10 protein-coding genes are annotated in these 13,363 nt (G+C 73.0%); 2 read left to right on the forward strand and 8 right to left on the reverse strand.

Annotation, left to right across the window (positions count from 1 at the left end; genetic code table 11):
• Positions 1-3: 3 nt before the first annotated feature.
• Genes OO60_RS10035 through OO60_RS10055 form a run of 5 tightly spaced genes read right to left on the reverse strand, consistent with a single transcriptional unit; the run spans position 4 to position 4,830 of the window.
• Positions 4-2,337, reverse strand: a complete 2,334-nt coding sequence (locus tag OO60_RS10035) for a molybdopterin-dependent oxidoreductase (RefSeq protein WP_003054881.1) — start codon at positions 2,335-2,337, stop codon at positions 4-6.
• Positions 2,334-3,359: an LLM class flavin-dependent oxidoreductase gene (locus tag OO60_RS10040; protein ID WP_003054879.1), complete on the reverse strand. Its 1,026-nt coding sequence runs from the start codon at positions 3,357-3,359 to the stop codon at positions 2,334-2,336. The genes OO60_RS10035 and OO60_RS10040 overlap by 4 nt, the downstream gene beginning before the upstream one ends.
• Positions 3,356-3,847 (reverse strand): SRPBCC family protein, encoded by a 492-nt coding sequence (locus tag OO60_RS10045; RefSeq protein WP_033261329.1) that lies wholly within the window; start codon positions 3,845-3,847, stop codon positions 3,356-3,358. Before OO60_RS10045 ends, OO60_RS10040 begins: the two co-directional genes overlap by 4 nt.
• A gap of 58 nt (positions 3,848-3,905) precedes the next feature.
• Positions 3,906-4,409: a winged helix-turn-helix transcriptional regulator gene (locus OO60_RS10050; RefSeq protein ID WP_003054873.1), complete on the reverse strand. Its 504-nt coding sequence runs from the start codon at positions 4,407-4,409 to the stop codon at positions 3,906-3,908.
• A 40-nt stretch (positions 4,410-4,449) separates the two neighbouring features.
• Complete coding sequence (locus OO60_RS10055) at positions 4,450-4,830, reverse strand: cupin domain-containing protein (RefSeq protein WP_003054870.1); 381 nt, start codon at positions 4,828-4,830, stop codon at positions 4,450-4,452.
• A gap of 52 nt (positions 4,831-4,882) precedes the next feature.
• Between OO60_RS10055 and OO60_RS10060 the strand changes: the two genes are divergently transcribed.
• On the forward strand, positions 4,883-5,848 hold the full coding sequence (locus OO60_RS10060; RefSeq protein ID WP_003054868.1) for a helix-turn-helix domain-containing protein: 966 nt from the start codon (positions 4,883-4,885) through the stop codon (positions 5,846-5,848).
• On the opposite strand, the gene OO60_RS10065 is transcribed toward OO60_RS10060, so the two are convergent.
• Entirely contained in the window at positions 5,805-11,018 is a 5,214-nt protein-coding gene (locus OO60_RS10065; protein WP_033261252.1) for an NACHT domain-containing protein, read from the reverse strand. The genes OO60_RS10060 and OO60_RS10065 overlap by 44 nt on opposite strands.
• A 36-nt stretch (positions 11,019-11,054) precedes the next feature.
• Positions 11,055-11,657: a TetR/AcrR family transcriptional regulator gene (locus tag OO60_RS10070; protein WP_003054862.1), complete on the reverse strand. Its 603-nt coding sequence runs from the start codon at positions 11,655-11,657 to the stop codon at positions 11,055-11,057.
• 70 nt (positions 11,658-11,727) lie between these two features.
• Between OO60_RS10070 and OO60_RS10075 the strand changes: the two genes are divergently transcribed.
• On the forward strand, positions 11,728-12,192 hold the full coding sequence (locus OO60_RS10075) for a GNAT family N-acetyltransferase (RefSeq protein WP_033261330.1): 465 nt from the start codon (positions 11,728-11,730) through the stop codon (positions 12,190-12,192).
• A 6-nt stretch (positions 12,193-12,198) separates the two neighbouring features.
• Here OO60_RS10075 and OO60_RS10080 read toward each other — a convergent pair whose 3' ends face one another.
• Positions 12,199-13,293, reverse strand: a complete 1,095-nt coding sequence (locus OO60_RS10080; protein ID WP_003054854.1) for a hypothetical protein — start codon at positions 13,291-13,293, stop codon at positions 12,199-12,201.
• Positions 13,294-13,363: the final 70 nt, after the last annotated feature.

Below are 13,363 nucleotides of genomic sequence, written 5' to 3' on the forward strand. Positions count from 1 at the left end.
CCACTATAAACCGGCGAGCCGTGCCGTCCGTCCACTTGCGACCGTTTCGCGCACCCGGGCGCTGTCTGCCTCCGCGGCGGCGCGTTCCCGTTCGGTCGCGGGTTCCAGCCGCGCCGGGACGTCCTTGTGGTGCGGCGTGCCCGCGATCGGATCGCGGTCCCGCGGGTCGGTCAGCAGGTTGATCCGCAGGCCGCTGACCACCCGCCTGCCGTGGGCGTCCGGGTGCGCCATGCCGTAGCCGTGCGGCAGCGCGAGCTGGCCCGGCCGCAACCCCGGATCGGCTTCGGCGCGCACGACCACCCGTCCCGACGCCGTCACGACGGCCACCCAGTCGCCCGGGGCCGCGCCGATCGACGCCAGTTCTTCGGGACGCGCGCGGAGGGCGCCGTCCGGGTCGGTGCGGCGCCAGCGCGGGTCACGCAGGATCTGGTTCGCGTTGTGCGCCCGCCGCTGCCCGTTGAGCAGCGAAAACGGGTACGCCGGATCGGGCCGTTCGGCGGCCGGGTCCAGCGCGGCCAGCCAGTCCAGCAGCTCCGGCACGGCCAGCCGGACGCGCTCGCGGCGCAGCAGGCTCCACACCTCGTCCTGTTCGTGCGCCGAAAACGGCGTCGGACCGGCCAGGACCCGCTCGAAGAGTTCCTCCCCGAGCTGCGCGCCGGTCGCCGCGGTGCCCAGGGCGCGCTGCACCGGCACGGTCATCGTCTTGGCCGCGCGGTGGCACCCCGCCCACAGCGGCGCGATCGACGCCGCGCCATCGGGCAGCGACGCGCCCAGCGTGCGGTAGAGCAGCACCGGCAGGATCGCCGCGCGCTCCGGCATCGCCTGCACCAGAGCACCCAGCCCCGCCTGCAGGTCCGAACGCGGCCCGGCGGCCAGCGCGGCGAGGACGTCGGACGGCGGCAGCACGCCGAGCGCGTCGAACAGCCGCGCGTAGATCTCGGCTTCGACGAGCGTGCCCGGCAACGGGTCCAGCAACGGCCGCCGCAGCTGGAAGTAGTTCGTCGGCCAGTCGAAGGTGAAGAGCGTGAACTCCCACTTTTCGTGCTGCGAAGCCGCTGGCAGCACGTAATCCGCCAGCGCGGCCGTCTCGGTGTAGGCGACGTCGACGACCACGGACAGCTCCGCGGCCCGCAGCGCGCGTTCGACGTCCCGCGTGCCGGCGAAGGTGTTGGCCGGGTTCGAGGATTCGACCCACACCGCGCGGACGCGGTTCGGGTGGTCGGCGAGGACCTCCTCGGCGAGGGTGTTCGCCGGCAGCAGGCCGCCGATGTACTCGAACCCGGTGATCTCGGAGCGCTGCCCGCTCGTGGCGCCCCACAGCGGCAGCAGCCACGAGTGCAGGTTGTTCGTGCCGCGGCGGCCGAAGTGCCCGGTGAGCAGGAACAGCAGCTTTTCGAGGTAGCTGTTGAGCGTCGAGTGCCGTCCCTGCTGGATGCCCAGCTCGACGCGGACGGTCATGGCGCGCGCCGAAAGGATCAGCTCGACCGCGCGCTCGACGTCCACACGGGACACTTCGGCGTGCGCGATCCACGCGTCCACCGGCACTTTCGCCAGCACGGCGGCCACCTCGTCGAAGCCTTCGGTGCGTTCGGCGAGGAACCGTTCGTCGGCGCCACCGCGTTCGAGCAGCAGCGCGAGGATCGCGCCCAGCAGGTAGGCGTCGGTGCCCGGGCGCAGCGGCAGGTGCAGGTCGGCGAGCTCCGCGGTCTCGGTGCGCCGCGGGTCGATCACGATCATCCGGCGGTCCGGGTCGTTCTTGAGCGTGTTGAGCGCGTGCCGGGCGTTGGTGAACCCGTGGGCCTGCCAGGGGTTGCAGCCGAGCACGACCAGCAGGTCGCAGTGCTCGACGTCCTCGGCGGTGTGCACGATCGTCGAACCGAACAGCTGCCCGTTGACCCAGAAGTCGCCGGTTTTCTCCTGCGACAGCGCGTTGAAGTGCCGGGTGGAGTTCATCCACTTCAGCAGCGAAGCGCCGTACGCGCCGCCGGAGTGGTTGCCCTGGCCACCGCCGCCGACGTAGGCGAACGAGCCGGGCCGCCCGGCCGCGGTGTCGGCGTCCCGGATCCCGCGCAGCTTGGCGGCGATTTCGGTGAGCGCGGTGTCCCAGCCGATCGGCTCGTGGGTGCCGTCGGGACGCCGGCGCAGCGGGGTCGTCAGGCGGTCTTCGTGGTCGCCGTACCAGGTCAGGCGCTGGGCCTTCTGGCAGAGGTAGCCGCCGGAGCGCGGGTGCGCCTTGTCGCCGCGGACGCGGGTGATCTTCCGGCCGTCGACCTGCACCTCCAGCCCGCAGTTGAGGTAGCAGAGGCTGCACGCGGTGCGCTGCCACTCGCCGCTCATATCAGCTCCAATGCGCGACCGAGCGTCGTGAGACGCGCTTCGAGGGTTTCGCCGGCCGGGTAGAGCCGGACGGTGTCGATGCCGGTGGCGCGCCAGACGCGCAGGCGTTCGCGCACCATCTCTTCGGTGCCGATCAACGTCGTGCCGAGCACCATTTCGTCGGTGACGAGCGCGGCGGCGCCGTCGCGGTCCCCGGCCTGCCAGCGCTCGCGGACCTCGGCGGCGACGTCCGCCCAGCCCTGGCGGCTGTAGGCGTTGTTGTAGAAGTTCGTGGTGGCCGAACCCATTCCGCCGAGGCTGAACGCGAGCTCCTTCTTGCGGCTGCCGACCAGGGTGCGCAGCTCGTCTTCGTTGTCCGCGAAGGCGACTTCGGCGCCCTGGCAGACGTCGATGTCCTCGCGCTTGCGGCCCGCCTTCGCGAGTCCGGCGTCGAGGTGGGCGAAGTACGCGTCGGCGCCTTCGGGCACGAAGCTGGTGCCGAGCCAGCCGTCCGCCACCTCGCCCGTGAGTTCCAGGAGCTTCGGCGACAGCGTCGCGAGGTAGATCGGGATGTCCGGGTTCGGGGCGGTGGACAGCCGCATCGGACGCGCTTCGCCCGGCAGCGGGATCTCGAACGCCTTGCCGGAGAACGAAATCTTCTCCCCCGCGAACGCCTGGCGGATGATCTCGACGGTCTCGCGCATGCGTGTCAGCGGCTTCGCGAACGGGACGCCGTGCAGCCCTTCGACGACCTGCGGCCCGGACGGCCCGAGGCCGAGCGCGAACCGGCCGCCGGACAGGTCGGCCAGCGTCAGCGCGGCCTGCGCGATCGCGACCGGCGTGCGCGTGCCGAGCTGGATGATGCCGGAGCCGAGCCGGATCCGGTCGGTGCGGGCGGCGAGGTAGCCGAGCGCGGACGGCGCGTCCGAGCCCCACGCTTCGGCCACCCAGCAGACGTCGAGGCCGAGCTTTTCCGCTTCCAGCACGAAGTCCAGCGTCGTGCGGGTGTCCGTGGAGAACTCGACGGTGGTCGCGGTCTTCATCGGCGTTCGACCCGGGCCTTGATCGCGGCGAGGTTGCCCTGCATCGCCGTTTCGAACTCCCGCAGGCGGACGAAGACGATCTTCTGTTCCTTCTCCGGCATCCGGTCGATGGCGAACGACAGCCCGGACCGGCCGGGCCCCATCCGCATCCACTGGCTCAGCCGGGTGCCGCCGCCGTCGGGTTCGAGGGTGAACCTCCAGGTCGCGCTCGGTTCGGCCGGATCGGCGACGGCCCACGAGAACACCCGCGGCGCTTCGCACTCGACGACGAAGGAGGTGGTCTCCCACTCGCCGAAGGCGTCGTGCTTGCTGCGGCCGACAAACGTGCGGCCTGCTTCGCGCCACTCGACGGACTGGAGCTCCGCGCTCAGCTCAGGCATCAGCGAGATGTCAGAGACCACCGGCCAGACGTCCTCGGGCGCGGCGTCGATCCAGGTCGAGACCTCGGCCGTCGGCAGGTCGGCGTACCGCGCACCCGTCCACTCCATCGTGGTCCCCTTCTCCCGGTTGACCACGATAGTTGCGTAGATAGACTGACTCTGTCAATCACTCCTGCCGGGCGAAGCGCTCCTCGACGTCCGGGCGCTGCGCCAGCCGGGGCGGGAAGCCGGGGCCGCGGCGCATCCGCGTGTCGTCCGGCGTCAGCGGTTCCCGGCACTCCGCGCAGACGATTTCGGCGTGCGTGTCGTGCCCGCAGGCGAGGTGGTGCACGGTGATCGGCGGCCCGGCTTCGGTCGCGAGCCACTTGTCGCCCCAGCGGGTCATCGCGAGCAGCACCGGGTAGAAGTCGCGGCCCTTCTCGGTGAGGACGTAGTCGTAGCGCACGGGCTCGGTCTGGTACGGCACTTTTTCGAGCAACCCCTCGTCGACCAGCCGCTTGAGCCGGTCGGCGAGGGTGTTGCGCGCGATGCCGAGCGCCTGCTGGAACTCGTCGAAGCGGCGCACGCCGTAGAAGGCGTCCCGCAGCACCAGCGGCGTCCACCAGTCGCCGAGCAGGTCCATGGTGCGCGCGATCGAGCACGGCCACTGCGCGAACGATGTCCGTTTCATACGGCCGAGAGTACGCCGTTGCCCGGGAAGACTCAGCAGGTCAGAGGAGGTGTCCCGTGGTGACGTCGACGTGGTCGGGCACCTCGTCGTGCTCGTCGCCGACCGACAGCGTCCCGGCCGGCTCGACCAGCAGCACGCTCGCGCCCGCCTTCGACGACGGCTTGTGGAACGTGCCCTTCGGGACCACGAAGACCTGCCCTCGCCCGAGCGTGACGACGCGTTCGGCCGGGTCGCGCAGGCCGATCTCGATCTCGCCGTCCAGGACGAGGAAGAACTCGTCGGTGGTTTCGTGGACGTGCCAGACGTGCTCGCCGTCGAACCGGGCGAGGCGGATGTCGTAGTCGTTGACGCGGGTGACGATGCGCGGGCTCCAGGCGGCGTCGAAGCTCGCGAGGACTTCGTTCAGGTCGATCGGGTTCATGCGCCCCATGCTCGACCTGGTGTTCCGCCGGCACGAGTGCTAGGAATCGCACATGCCGCAAGAATTCTCGCACCGGGTGGTCGCGATCGTCACCGAGCAGTCGAACCCGTTCGAGCTGGGCGTGACGACCGAGCTGTTCGGTCTCCGGCGGCCCGAACTCGACCGGCCGTGGTACGACTTCACGCTCTGCTCGGCGACGCCGGACGTCCGGATGAACCTCGGCATGTTCACGCTGTCGGGCGTCGCCGGTCTCGAGGCGGCCGACACGGCGGACACCCTGATCGTCCCGGCCCGCCCGGACACCGACGTCCCGACGGACCCGGCGATCATCGCGGCCGTCCGCCGGGCCGCCGAGCGCGGCGCCCGCCTGGTCAGCTTCTGCACCGGGGCGCTCGCGCTGGCGGAGGCCGGCGTCCTCGACGGCCGGCGCGCGACGACCCACTGGCAGTGGGCGGCGTCCCTGGCGGCCCGGTTCCCGCGGGTGAAGTGGGAACCGGACGTGCTGTTCATCGACGAGGGCACCGTCCTGACCGCGGCCGGCAGCGCGGCCTCCCTCGACCTGGGCCTGCACCTGATCCACCGCGACCACGGAGCCGAGGTCGTCAACGCCGTGAGCCGCCGCCTGGTGTTCACCGGCCACCGCGACGGCGGCCAGCGGCAGTTCATCGCGCGGCCGGTACCGGCGGTGCCGGAGACGTCGCTGGCGCCGGTCCTCGCCTGGGCCCTCGAGCGGCTGGACACCCCGCTGACGGTCGCGGACCTGGCCACCCGGGCGGCCACGAGCCCGGCCACGCTGCACCGGAAGTTCCGCGCGGAGCTGGGCACGACACCGCTGGCGTGGCTGACGACGGAACGCGTGACGCTGGCGTGCCGGTTGATCGAGCGGGGCGAGCTGCGGCTGGACCGGGTGGCCGAGTCCAGCGGCTTCGGGACGGCGGCGAACCTGCGGCTGCAGCTGCGGCGCCACACGGGGCTCAGCCCGAGTGCGTACCGCCGCCGGTTCGGCCCGGCCGCGTGAGGCGCGTGAGCAGCTCGCGGGCTTCCGGGCGGCCGAGTTCGCTGGCCAGCGCCAGCAACCGGGCGGCGGAGACGCGGATGTGGGCAGGCGCCCGGTCGTCGCGGGCGATTTCGCGGGCGACGACGGCGGCGGCTTCGCGGTGGTCACGGTGCAGGCGCGCCACGGCCCAGGCGGCCCGGCAGCGGACGACCGGGCCGAGGGCGTCGTCGCGGGCCATGCCGAGGAGGCCGAGGGCGGCTTCCTCGAGCCGGAAGTCGCCGATCGCCCGCCAGACCAGCACCCTCGCGTGCGGGTTCGGGACGGCCAGGAATCCACGCAGGACCTCGAGCACCTCGCTGCGCAGGTCCGGCCGGAACATCCCCAGCCGGGCGGCCGCCTCCCGGCGCGCGGCGAGCGGGAGTGCTTCGTCGTTCATGAGGTCCGCCAGCGCCGCCGTCCCGAGTTCGTGTCCCCGGCTGCCCAGCTCGGCGAGGTCGTCGGCCGTCCACCAGCGCAGCCTCGGGTGGCAGCCCGGGTCGACGGCCGTGGCGCGGAAGAGTTCCGCCGCGGCAGTGCGGTCCTCCCGGCTGAGGTCGGTCAGCTTCAGCGCGGCGATCCGCCGCAGCGCCGTCGGCTGCCGCTGGTCGTCGCGGACCGCCCGGAGGTCGTCCCAGCGCCTCAGGTCGGACAGGACGCGCAGCCGCAGCCGGTCGGCGAGCCGGTCGTCCACCAACAGGTCTTCCAGGTGCTCCCGGCTCGGCCCGGGCAGCTCGGAGGTGAGCAGGAGCAGCGTGGCCCCGGCTTCGGCCCGCTCGCGCCCGGGCCGCGCGGCATCCGCGAGCACCGCCTGCGCGTCGGAGACGATCCGACGGCGCCGGCGGGGATCCAGCGCCGCCAGTTCCCGTCGCGCGCGGCCGGCGGCGACCCTGCCCCGGCTCAGCTCGTCGAGCGCTTCGGCCGCTTTCGTTTCCAGCGAAGGCGAAAGCTTCGCCAGCGCCACGGCCACCGTGATCCGGGTGGCCGGCGGCGACTCCGGGCCGGCCAGCCGGTCGAGCAGGTTCCGTTCGGCTTCCCGGGCCAGTGGCCCGTCCTTCCACCGGTTCACCTCGTCCGACCAGGTGTCCGGGGCGGCGAGGCGGTCCGACACCAGCGCCCGCCCGACGGACCGGCGGTCCGGGCCGGTGAGTTCGCGCAGCACGCCGGCGCGCACCTTGCCGGCGGCGTTCGCCGGGTCGTGGGCCAGCGCCAGCAGCAACCGGACCGTCCCGCCGTCCGGCCGGAAGTAGCTCAACAGCCTCAGCGCGGCCCCCCGTTCTTCGGGCCCGAGCTCCGGGTCACCGGCCAATCGCGCCAGCGTCCGGTGCGCTTCCGCGCCCGCCGAGCGATCGACCGACGCGAGGTCGTAGGCGGCATAGCTGCGGTCCTCCACCTGCTGCCGCTCGTCCACCATCATCGCCCGGACCGCCCGGGCGGACGCGGGCGCGGTGCCCGGGTCCGCCGTGGCCAGCCTCCGCATCGCGATGCTCCGCCAGCCGGCGTACAGGAACGGGTCTTCCGTCTGCGCGCGCAGTTCGGCGACGGCCTCCGGGGCCGGCTGCCGTTCCGCGGCGAGGACGGCCACCTGCTGCCGGACCCGGAATTCCGTGTCCCGGCCGGAAAGCAGCGCGCGGATGTCTTCCCCGAGATCCGCACCCAGCAACACCAGGCGGCGAACCCGGTCGCCCCAGTCGGCGTTGTCCAGTTCGGTGTGGAGACCGAGAACGACTTCGGCAGCCTCCGAAAACCGGACCACACCGCTGCGCGCCAGCAGGATCGCCGCGTCGCAGCGGGCCACGGCTTCGGCCGTGAAGTCGGCGACGATCGTCCGCAGCGCCGAAAACACCGCTTCGTCGTCGAGCGTGTCCAACGCGTCCATCGCGTCCGCGGCGCCGCACACCCGGCCGGGGCGGCTGGCCGGGGACAGCACCACGGCCCGCAACTCACCGGCCACGAGGCTCCGGAACCCGGCGCCGGCCCGGCTGCCCGGCCGGGTCAGGGAGACGAGCTCGTCGTCCGGGACGACGTCGTCCCGGATCAGGCCGGCGATGCCCCGGGCGGCCGCGGCGTGGTAGCGGTGGTGCAGCCGGATCAGGAGCGAAGTCGCGTCACACCGCTGACGACCGCTCAGGTCGCGGTCGTCCATCGTCCGTTCGAGCGCACGGGCGAGCTCGTCCGGATCGGCCACGTCCCACCGGTGGACCGGAAGGTCTTCGCCCTGCCCGAGCAGCCCGACAAGCGCCGCGGAAGCCCGCTGTTCCAGCTCCGGATCCAGGCGTTTGAGCTGCCGCCACGCTTCGGCGCGGAGCTTCGGGGCGAACGACGCGGCCGTGAGGCGGACCAGCTGCCCGATCACCTCGGGGTGGAAATCCGGGCCGAGGTAGGCGAATTCGGCGGCCGCCCGGCACCGCCGTTCCGCGGTCGAGTCCGGGCTGCTCATCGCCGACCGCAGCTGCTCGACGGCCTGCGTCTTGTACGGTTCGCCCAGCGTGGCGAGGAACGCGAGAGCGTTCATGGCGAGGATGTCGGTCCCCAGCGGATGTTCGGCCGCGTCGATCAGCGCCTGCGCGGCATCGGGCCAGTGCTCGGGACCCAGGCCGGCCAGCCGGCTCCCCGCGGTGAGCCGGTGCCCCGCGGCCGCGACCGGATCGGCCAGCACCGCGCGGAGGATGGCCACGGCGGGCCCGTGGGATTCGGGCCCGCAGTCGGCGAGCACCGAGCCGAGGTACGCCCGGTCGACGGCCCCGCCGGCCGGGCCCGCGGCGAACCCGGCGATCAGTTCGCCCGCCCTGGTCCGGTACCGGGGTCCCAGCCGCGACAGGGAGCGAGCGCTCAGCAGGCGGTCGGCGTAGTGCAACCGGCGGTCGGCGACCCGGTGTTCGAGAGCGGCAGCGGCCTCCGCGAGCCCCTCCGGCCCCAGCGACGCCAGTGCGATCGCGGCCTCCTCGATCCCGTCGACCGACCACGAACGGCGCCGCAGCACGGCCCGGAACACCGTCGCACACCGTTCGTGGAGCCGGACGTCGATGTCGAGCAGGCTGACCGCGGCCGCGACGAGGTCCTCCTCCGGCACGCCGGGATCGTCCAGCAACGCGGTCAACGTGCCGATCGCGTGCGCGCGAGGCCCGGCACCCAGCCCGGCGAGGACCACGGCGGCATCGCCGCGCTGCGACGCCGTGATGGCCGGACTGTCCAACACGGACACCAGCCCGGACGCCGCTGCGTCACGCTCCTCGTCACCGCACTGCGAAAGCGCTTCCGCGGCGTCGAGCCGGGCTTGGACGTCGATACCGGCGTCTCGCACCGCCGTCCGGAGCGTCTCCACGGCTTCCGCGCGCGCTTCGCTGTGCAGCCGCGTCCCCAACGCCACCGCCGCCTCCACCCGCGACGACCACGGCGTCCCCTCGTCGCGCATGAGCGCCAGCAGCCAGCCGACCAGGCCGGGGTGGTGCGCGGCCCGGCTGACCTCGGCGAGGATTTCGCCGCCGGGAGCCTGCGTGGTCGCGGCCCAGGCACGAGCCGTCGCGAGGAACGCGTCGACGATCTCCGCGCCCGCCGGCACGTGCCAGGCCAGCAACCGGGCGGCCAGCAGGTGCTGCTGCGGCCCGCCGTCGTGGAGGTGCCGGATCAGCCGGTTCGCCGCCACCGGGTGCAACCGCGTGTAGTGCAGCAGCACCCGCCGCGCGTACCGGCCCCGTTCCGCCGGCTCGGCCGTGTGCAGCAGGTCGACGAACTCCGGGTGCGACGGGTCGAAATCCGCCGGGAGGAAACGTCCCTTCGCCGTGGCCGCCAGGTGCTCGGCGAAACTGTGGTGCAGGAACCCGAGGTCCTCCCCGCGGAAGAGGAACGGCCCCACCGCGGCCAGGTACCCGACCAGCTGGTCCCGCCAGAGCACCTCCGCGCCCAGCTCGGGCAACCGCTCACCCACCCACCGGCAGGCAGCGGTGGTCAGCGAGGTGTCCTCCTCCAGCCGGACCCGCCCGAGGTACTCCAGCAGCCGATCGCCGTCCGCGTCGAACGGCCCGGAAGGCACCGGATGCCCGGACCGCAGGTACTCCAGGTACGCCTCGTACAGCTCGTACTGGTTGTCCGGCAACGGCCGGTCGGTGTACTGCTCGAAGACGATCGCGGCGATCGTCGCCAGCAGGGGGACCCGGACCAGCTCGTCCAGGTGCGCGTCCCGGATCTGGCGGACGAACCTCCTGGCGTCACCGGGACTTCCCGCGAACCAGTTCTCGGCGAACCGGCGGAACGCCTCTTCGTCGAACGGCAGCAGTTCGTACCGCGCCGAGCCGATCCGCTGGAAGGGGGCGAGGGTCGCCCCCTCGATCGGCCGCGTCGTGAGGACCACGCGGTACGCCTCGTCCGACGACCACGTCGCCAGTACCGTCACCAGGCGGTCCCGCACCGCCGCGTCCGCCACCTCGTCGAGACCGTCCACCAGGAGCAGCCAACGGCAGCCCGCGACGCGGCCGGTCAGGTCTTCCGGCCGCAGCGGCTGGGCCAGCATCGCGCCGTACTCGCCGCGGACCGTCTCCGCCAGCGCCTCGAAGAACGGCAGCTCCAGCCGGGTCGCCAGCTCGCGGGCCGTCAGGCGCAGCGGCACCACCGGCTCGGCCAGCGGCGGGGAATCGGCGCCCTCCTGCCAGCAGCGGGCGACGTCGGCGGCCAGGCGCAGCGACAGCGTCGACTTGCCCTGGCCCGGCCCGCCCGTCACCAGCAGGTGCTCGCACCCGTCGAGCGCCTCCCGCATGCTCCGGGACGGCGGCCGGACCGTCAGCCGCGCCGCCGGCGGGTGCGGGACGTCGATCAGCCTGCCCTTGCTGTCGAGCACCGGGAGCGGGCGCGCCTGGCCGGACGGCTGGAGCTCCGTCCCGGTCGTCACGTCCTGGCGGACGTAGACCGTCGCCAGCGACGGGCGGCGAGCGCCCCGCAGGCGGTACGGCAGCTTCTCCGCGCTGCGGATCTGAGCCTGCAGCAGGGAAACGATCTTCCGGGGCAGTTCGGGCCGAGACGACCAGTCCGCGGGCGGCTCGGCGAAAACCGGCTCGGACGGCGGCGCGACGCCGACGTACATGTCGCCGTGGAGCGCGCCGACCTGGACCGCCGAGCCGATCACGCCTCCGGTGATGCGGTTGGCCGGTTCCTCCGTCACGAACGCTCCTCCCGCCGGACCGGCAATCCTAGCGGCTCACGGCACGGCGGAACCACATTCGGTGATGACGGACAGCGCGGCCCGCAACGCCGCCTGCTGCAGGTCGGCCGGGTACGTTCCGGGGTCCGCCGCGGCCAGGACGTTCAGCCCCTCCACCAGGGCCACCAGGCTCTTCGTCGTCCGCTCGACCCGCTCGTCCGTCCACTTCGGACAGCAGGCGGCCACCAGCCGGTTGACGCGGGCCAAGAACGAGCGGTTCGCCGCGCGGTGGCGTCCGGCCAGGTCGTCGTCGGCCAGTGCCGCCGCCAGGAACCCGACCCACACGCGGGATTCGTCGTGGTGGCCGTGCGGGAGGTCGACGGCCTCGCCCAGCACCGCCGCGAGCGCCCCCGGCGCGTCCGCGCTCGCCGCCTCGGCCGCGTCGGCGCGGCGGGCCGTGCGTTCGTAGAGCAGGTCGCGGGCGTGCAGCAGCAGCGCCTTCTTGGTCGGGAACGCGTGCATGACCAGACCGGTGGTGCAGCCGGCGCGTTCGGCCACCGCCCGCAGCGTCAGCCCCGGCAGGCCGTGCTCCGCCAGCACCTGCCAGGTCGCGTTCGACAGCAGGTCCCGCTGGGCCTGGACGTCACGCTGCTTCGGCATCGAACCTCCTTCCCCGGAATCGTAACAGCTGCTACGGTAACGACTGTTACGGAAAGGGAGAGTGGACCCGATGCTCGACTGCACGCTGACGATCACCGCGGTGACCTGGGACGATCCCGACGCCTTCCGGCTGCGCGCAGCCCAGCGGACCGAGCTCGACGCCCGCTACGGCACCGACGACCACGAGCCGGGCGCGGTCCCGACCGCCGACACCGTCGCCGTGTTCCTCGTGGCGCGCGACGCCGATGGCGCCGCCGTGGGCTGTGGCGGGCTGCGCCTGCTCGGCCCCGGGTCGGGCGAGGTCAAGCGCATGTACGTCGACCCGGCGGCGCGCGGCACCGGCGTCGCGGCCGCCCTGCTGCGCGCGCTCGAAGACCACGCCCGCGAGCTCGGCGTCACCCGGCTGCTACTGGAAACCGGCACCGGCCAGCCGGATGCGATCCGCTTCTACCAGCGCGAAGGCTACGAACCGATCGAGGCTTACGGGCCCTACCGCGGCTCGCTGCTTTCCCGCTGCTTCGCCCGCGACCTCTGAGCCGGGCTACAACCGCCGGCACTGCGCACCCGTCGCGTTCTTGTGCGCCCGGAGCTTGCCGGTCTTGTTGATCGTCACCTTCTTGCCGCAGATCGGGCAGGCCGCCCCGTCCTTCGCCTTCTTGATGGGCGAGGCCAGGCCACCGTCCTTGAAAACCGGTGCCGCCGCCTTCTTCGTGAGAACTGCGGGCGAGTTGGCCCTGGCGAGCCACGCGTCCAGGTTGCCCTGTCGAACCGGAACCGGAACATCCTGCGGCGGCACGGGAACCGGCACGTTCTGCGGCACTGGCACCGGAACGTCCTGCGCCGCAGGGCGGCCGGCCCCGCGCACGACTTCCCCTGCGTGGGCCACGGCGGCCTGCCAGCCGGCATCGACCTGCTTCGCGGCCTCGGCGGCCTCGTTCGCCGAATGACACCGCCGCTCCCACTCGTCCGCAGTCAGCTTGACGCTGACGATCGCGGACCGCGCCTCCTCGAACGCAGCCACCGCCTCCGGCGAAGTCGCCTGGGCACGCAACCCGTAGAGCTCGTTGAGCAGGACGACCCTGGTGCGCCACAACGCGTTGGGCACCTGCGCTCCCCACCGGTCCCGGTTCTGCGGCGGCGCGGTCGACTGCACGACGACACCGCTGTTCAGCTCCGTGGCCAGCCGTTCGTGGCAGGAACTGCACGGCGACAGCTCGGTGTAGACGCGGACGATGCGCTTGGCGCCGGGGTTTTGGGGGTGGTATTCCGGCCGGGCGCCCCCGGCGACCGCCTGCCGGACGGCGATGCGCTCGGCGTGCTGCTCGGGGTCCTGGGTTCCGCTGCTCCACACCGGCTTCTCCGCCTTGGCCTCCGCGGAACCCTGCTCCGCCACGTAGACGACGGCCAGGTTCCGCTCCGACAGCGCTTCGGCGCCGCCGTGCCGCGCCTGCTCGGCGACCTCGTCGGCCGGCACGTTCTGCGAGCGGAAGCGCTGGATCGGCAGCGCGCCGGTGACCGCCCGGTTCCCCGCCGCCTGCTGCAGCCGCAACACGGCGGCAGGCACTGCGGCGATCGACGTGCGCGGTGCCGGCACCGCCTCGGGTTCCGGCCGGTCCGGGTGCTTCCGCTTTCGCATGCACTCAGCGTGACAGGATTGTCGCAGTCAGGTCGAGGTACACCGAGGGCACACTCGGCCGCACCTGCCG

The organism is Amycolatopsis vancoresmycina, from assembly GCF_000716785.1.
Lineage (GTDB): Bacteria > Actinomycetota > Actinomycetes > Mycobacteriales > Pseudonocardiaceae > Amycolatopsis > Amycolatopsis vancoresmycina.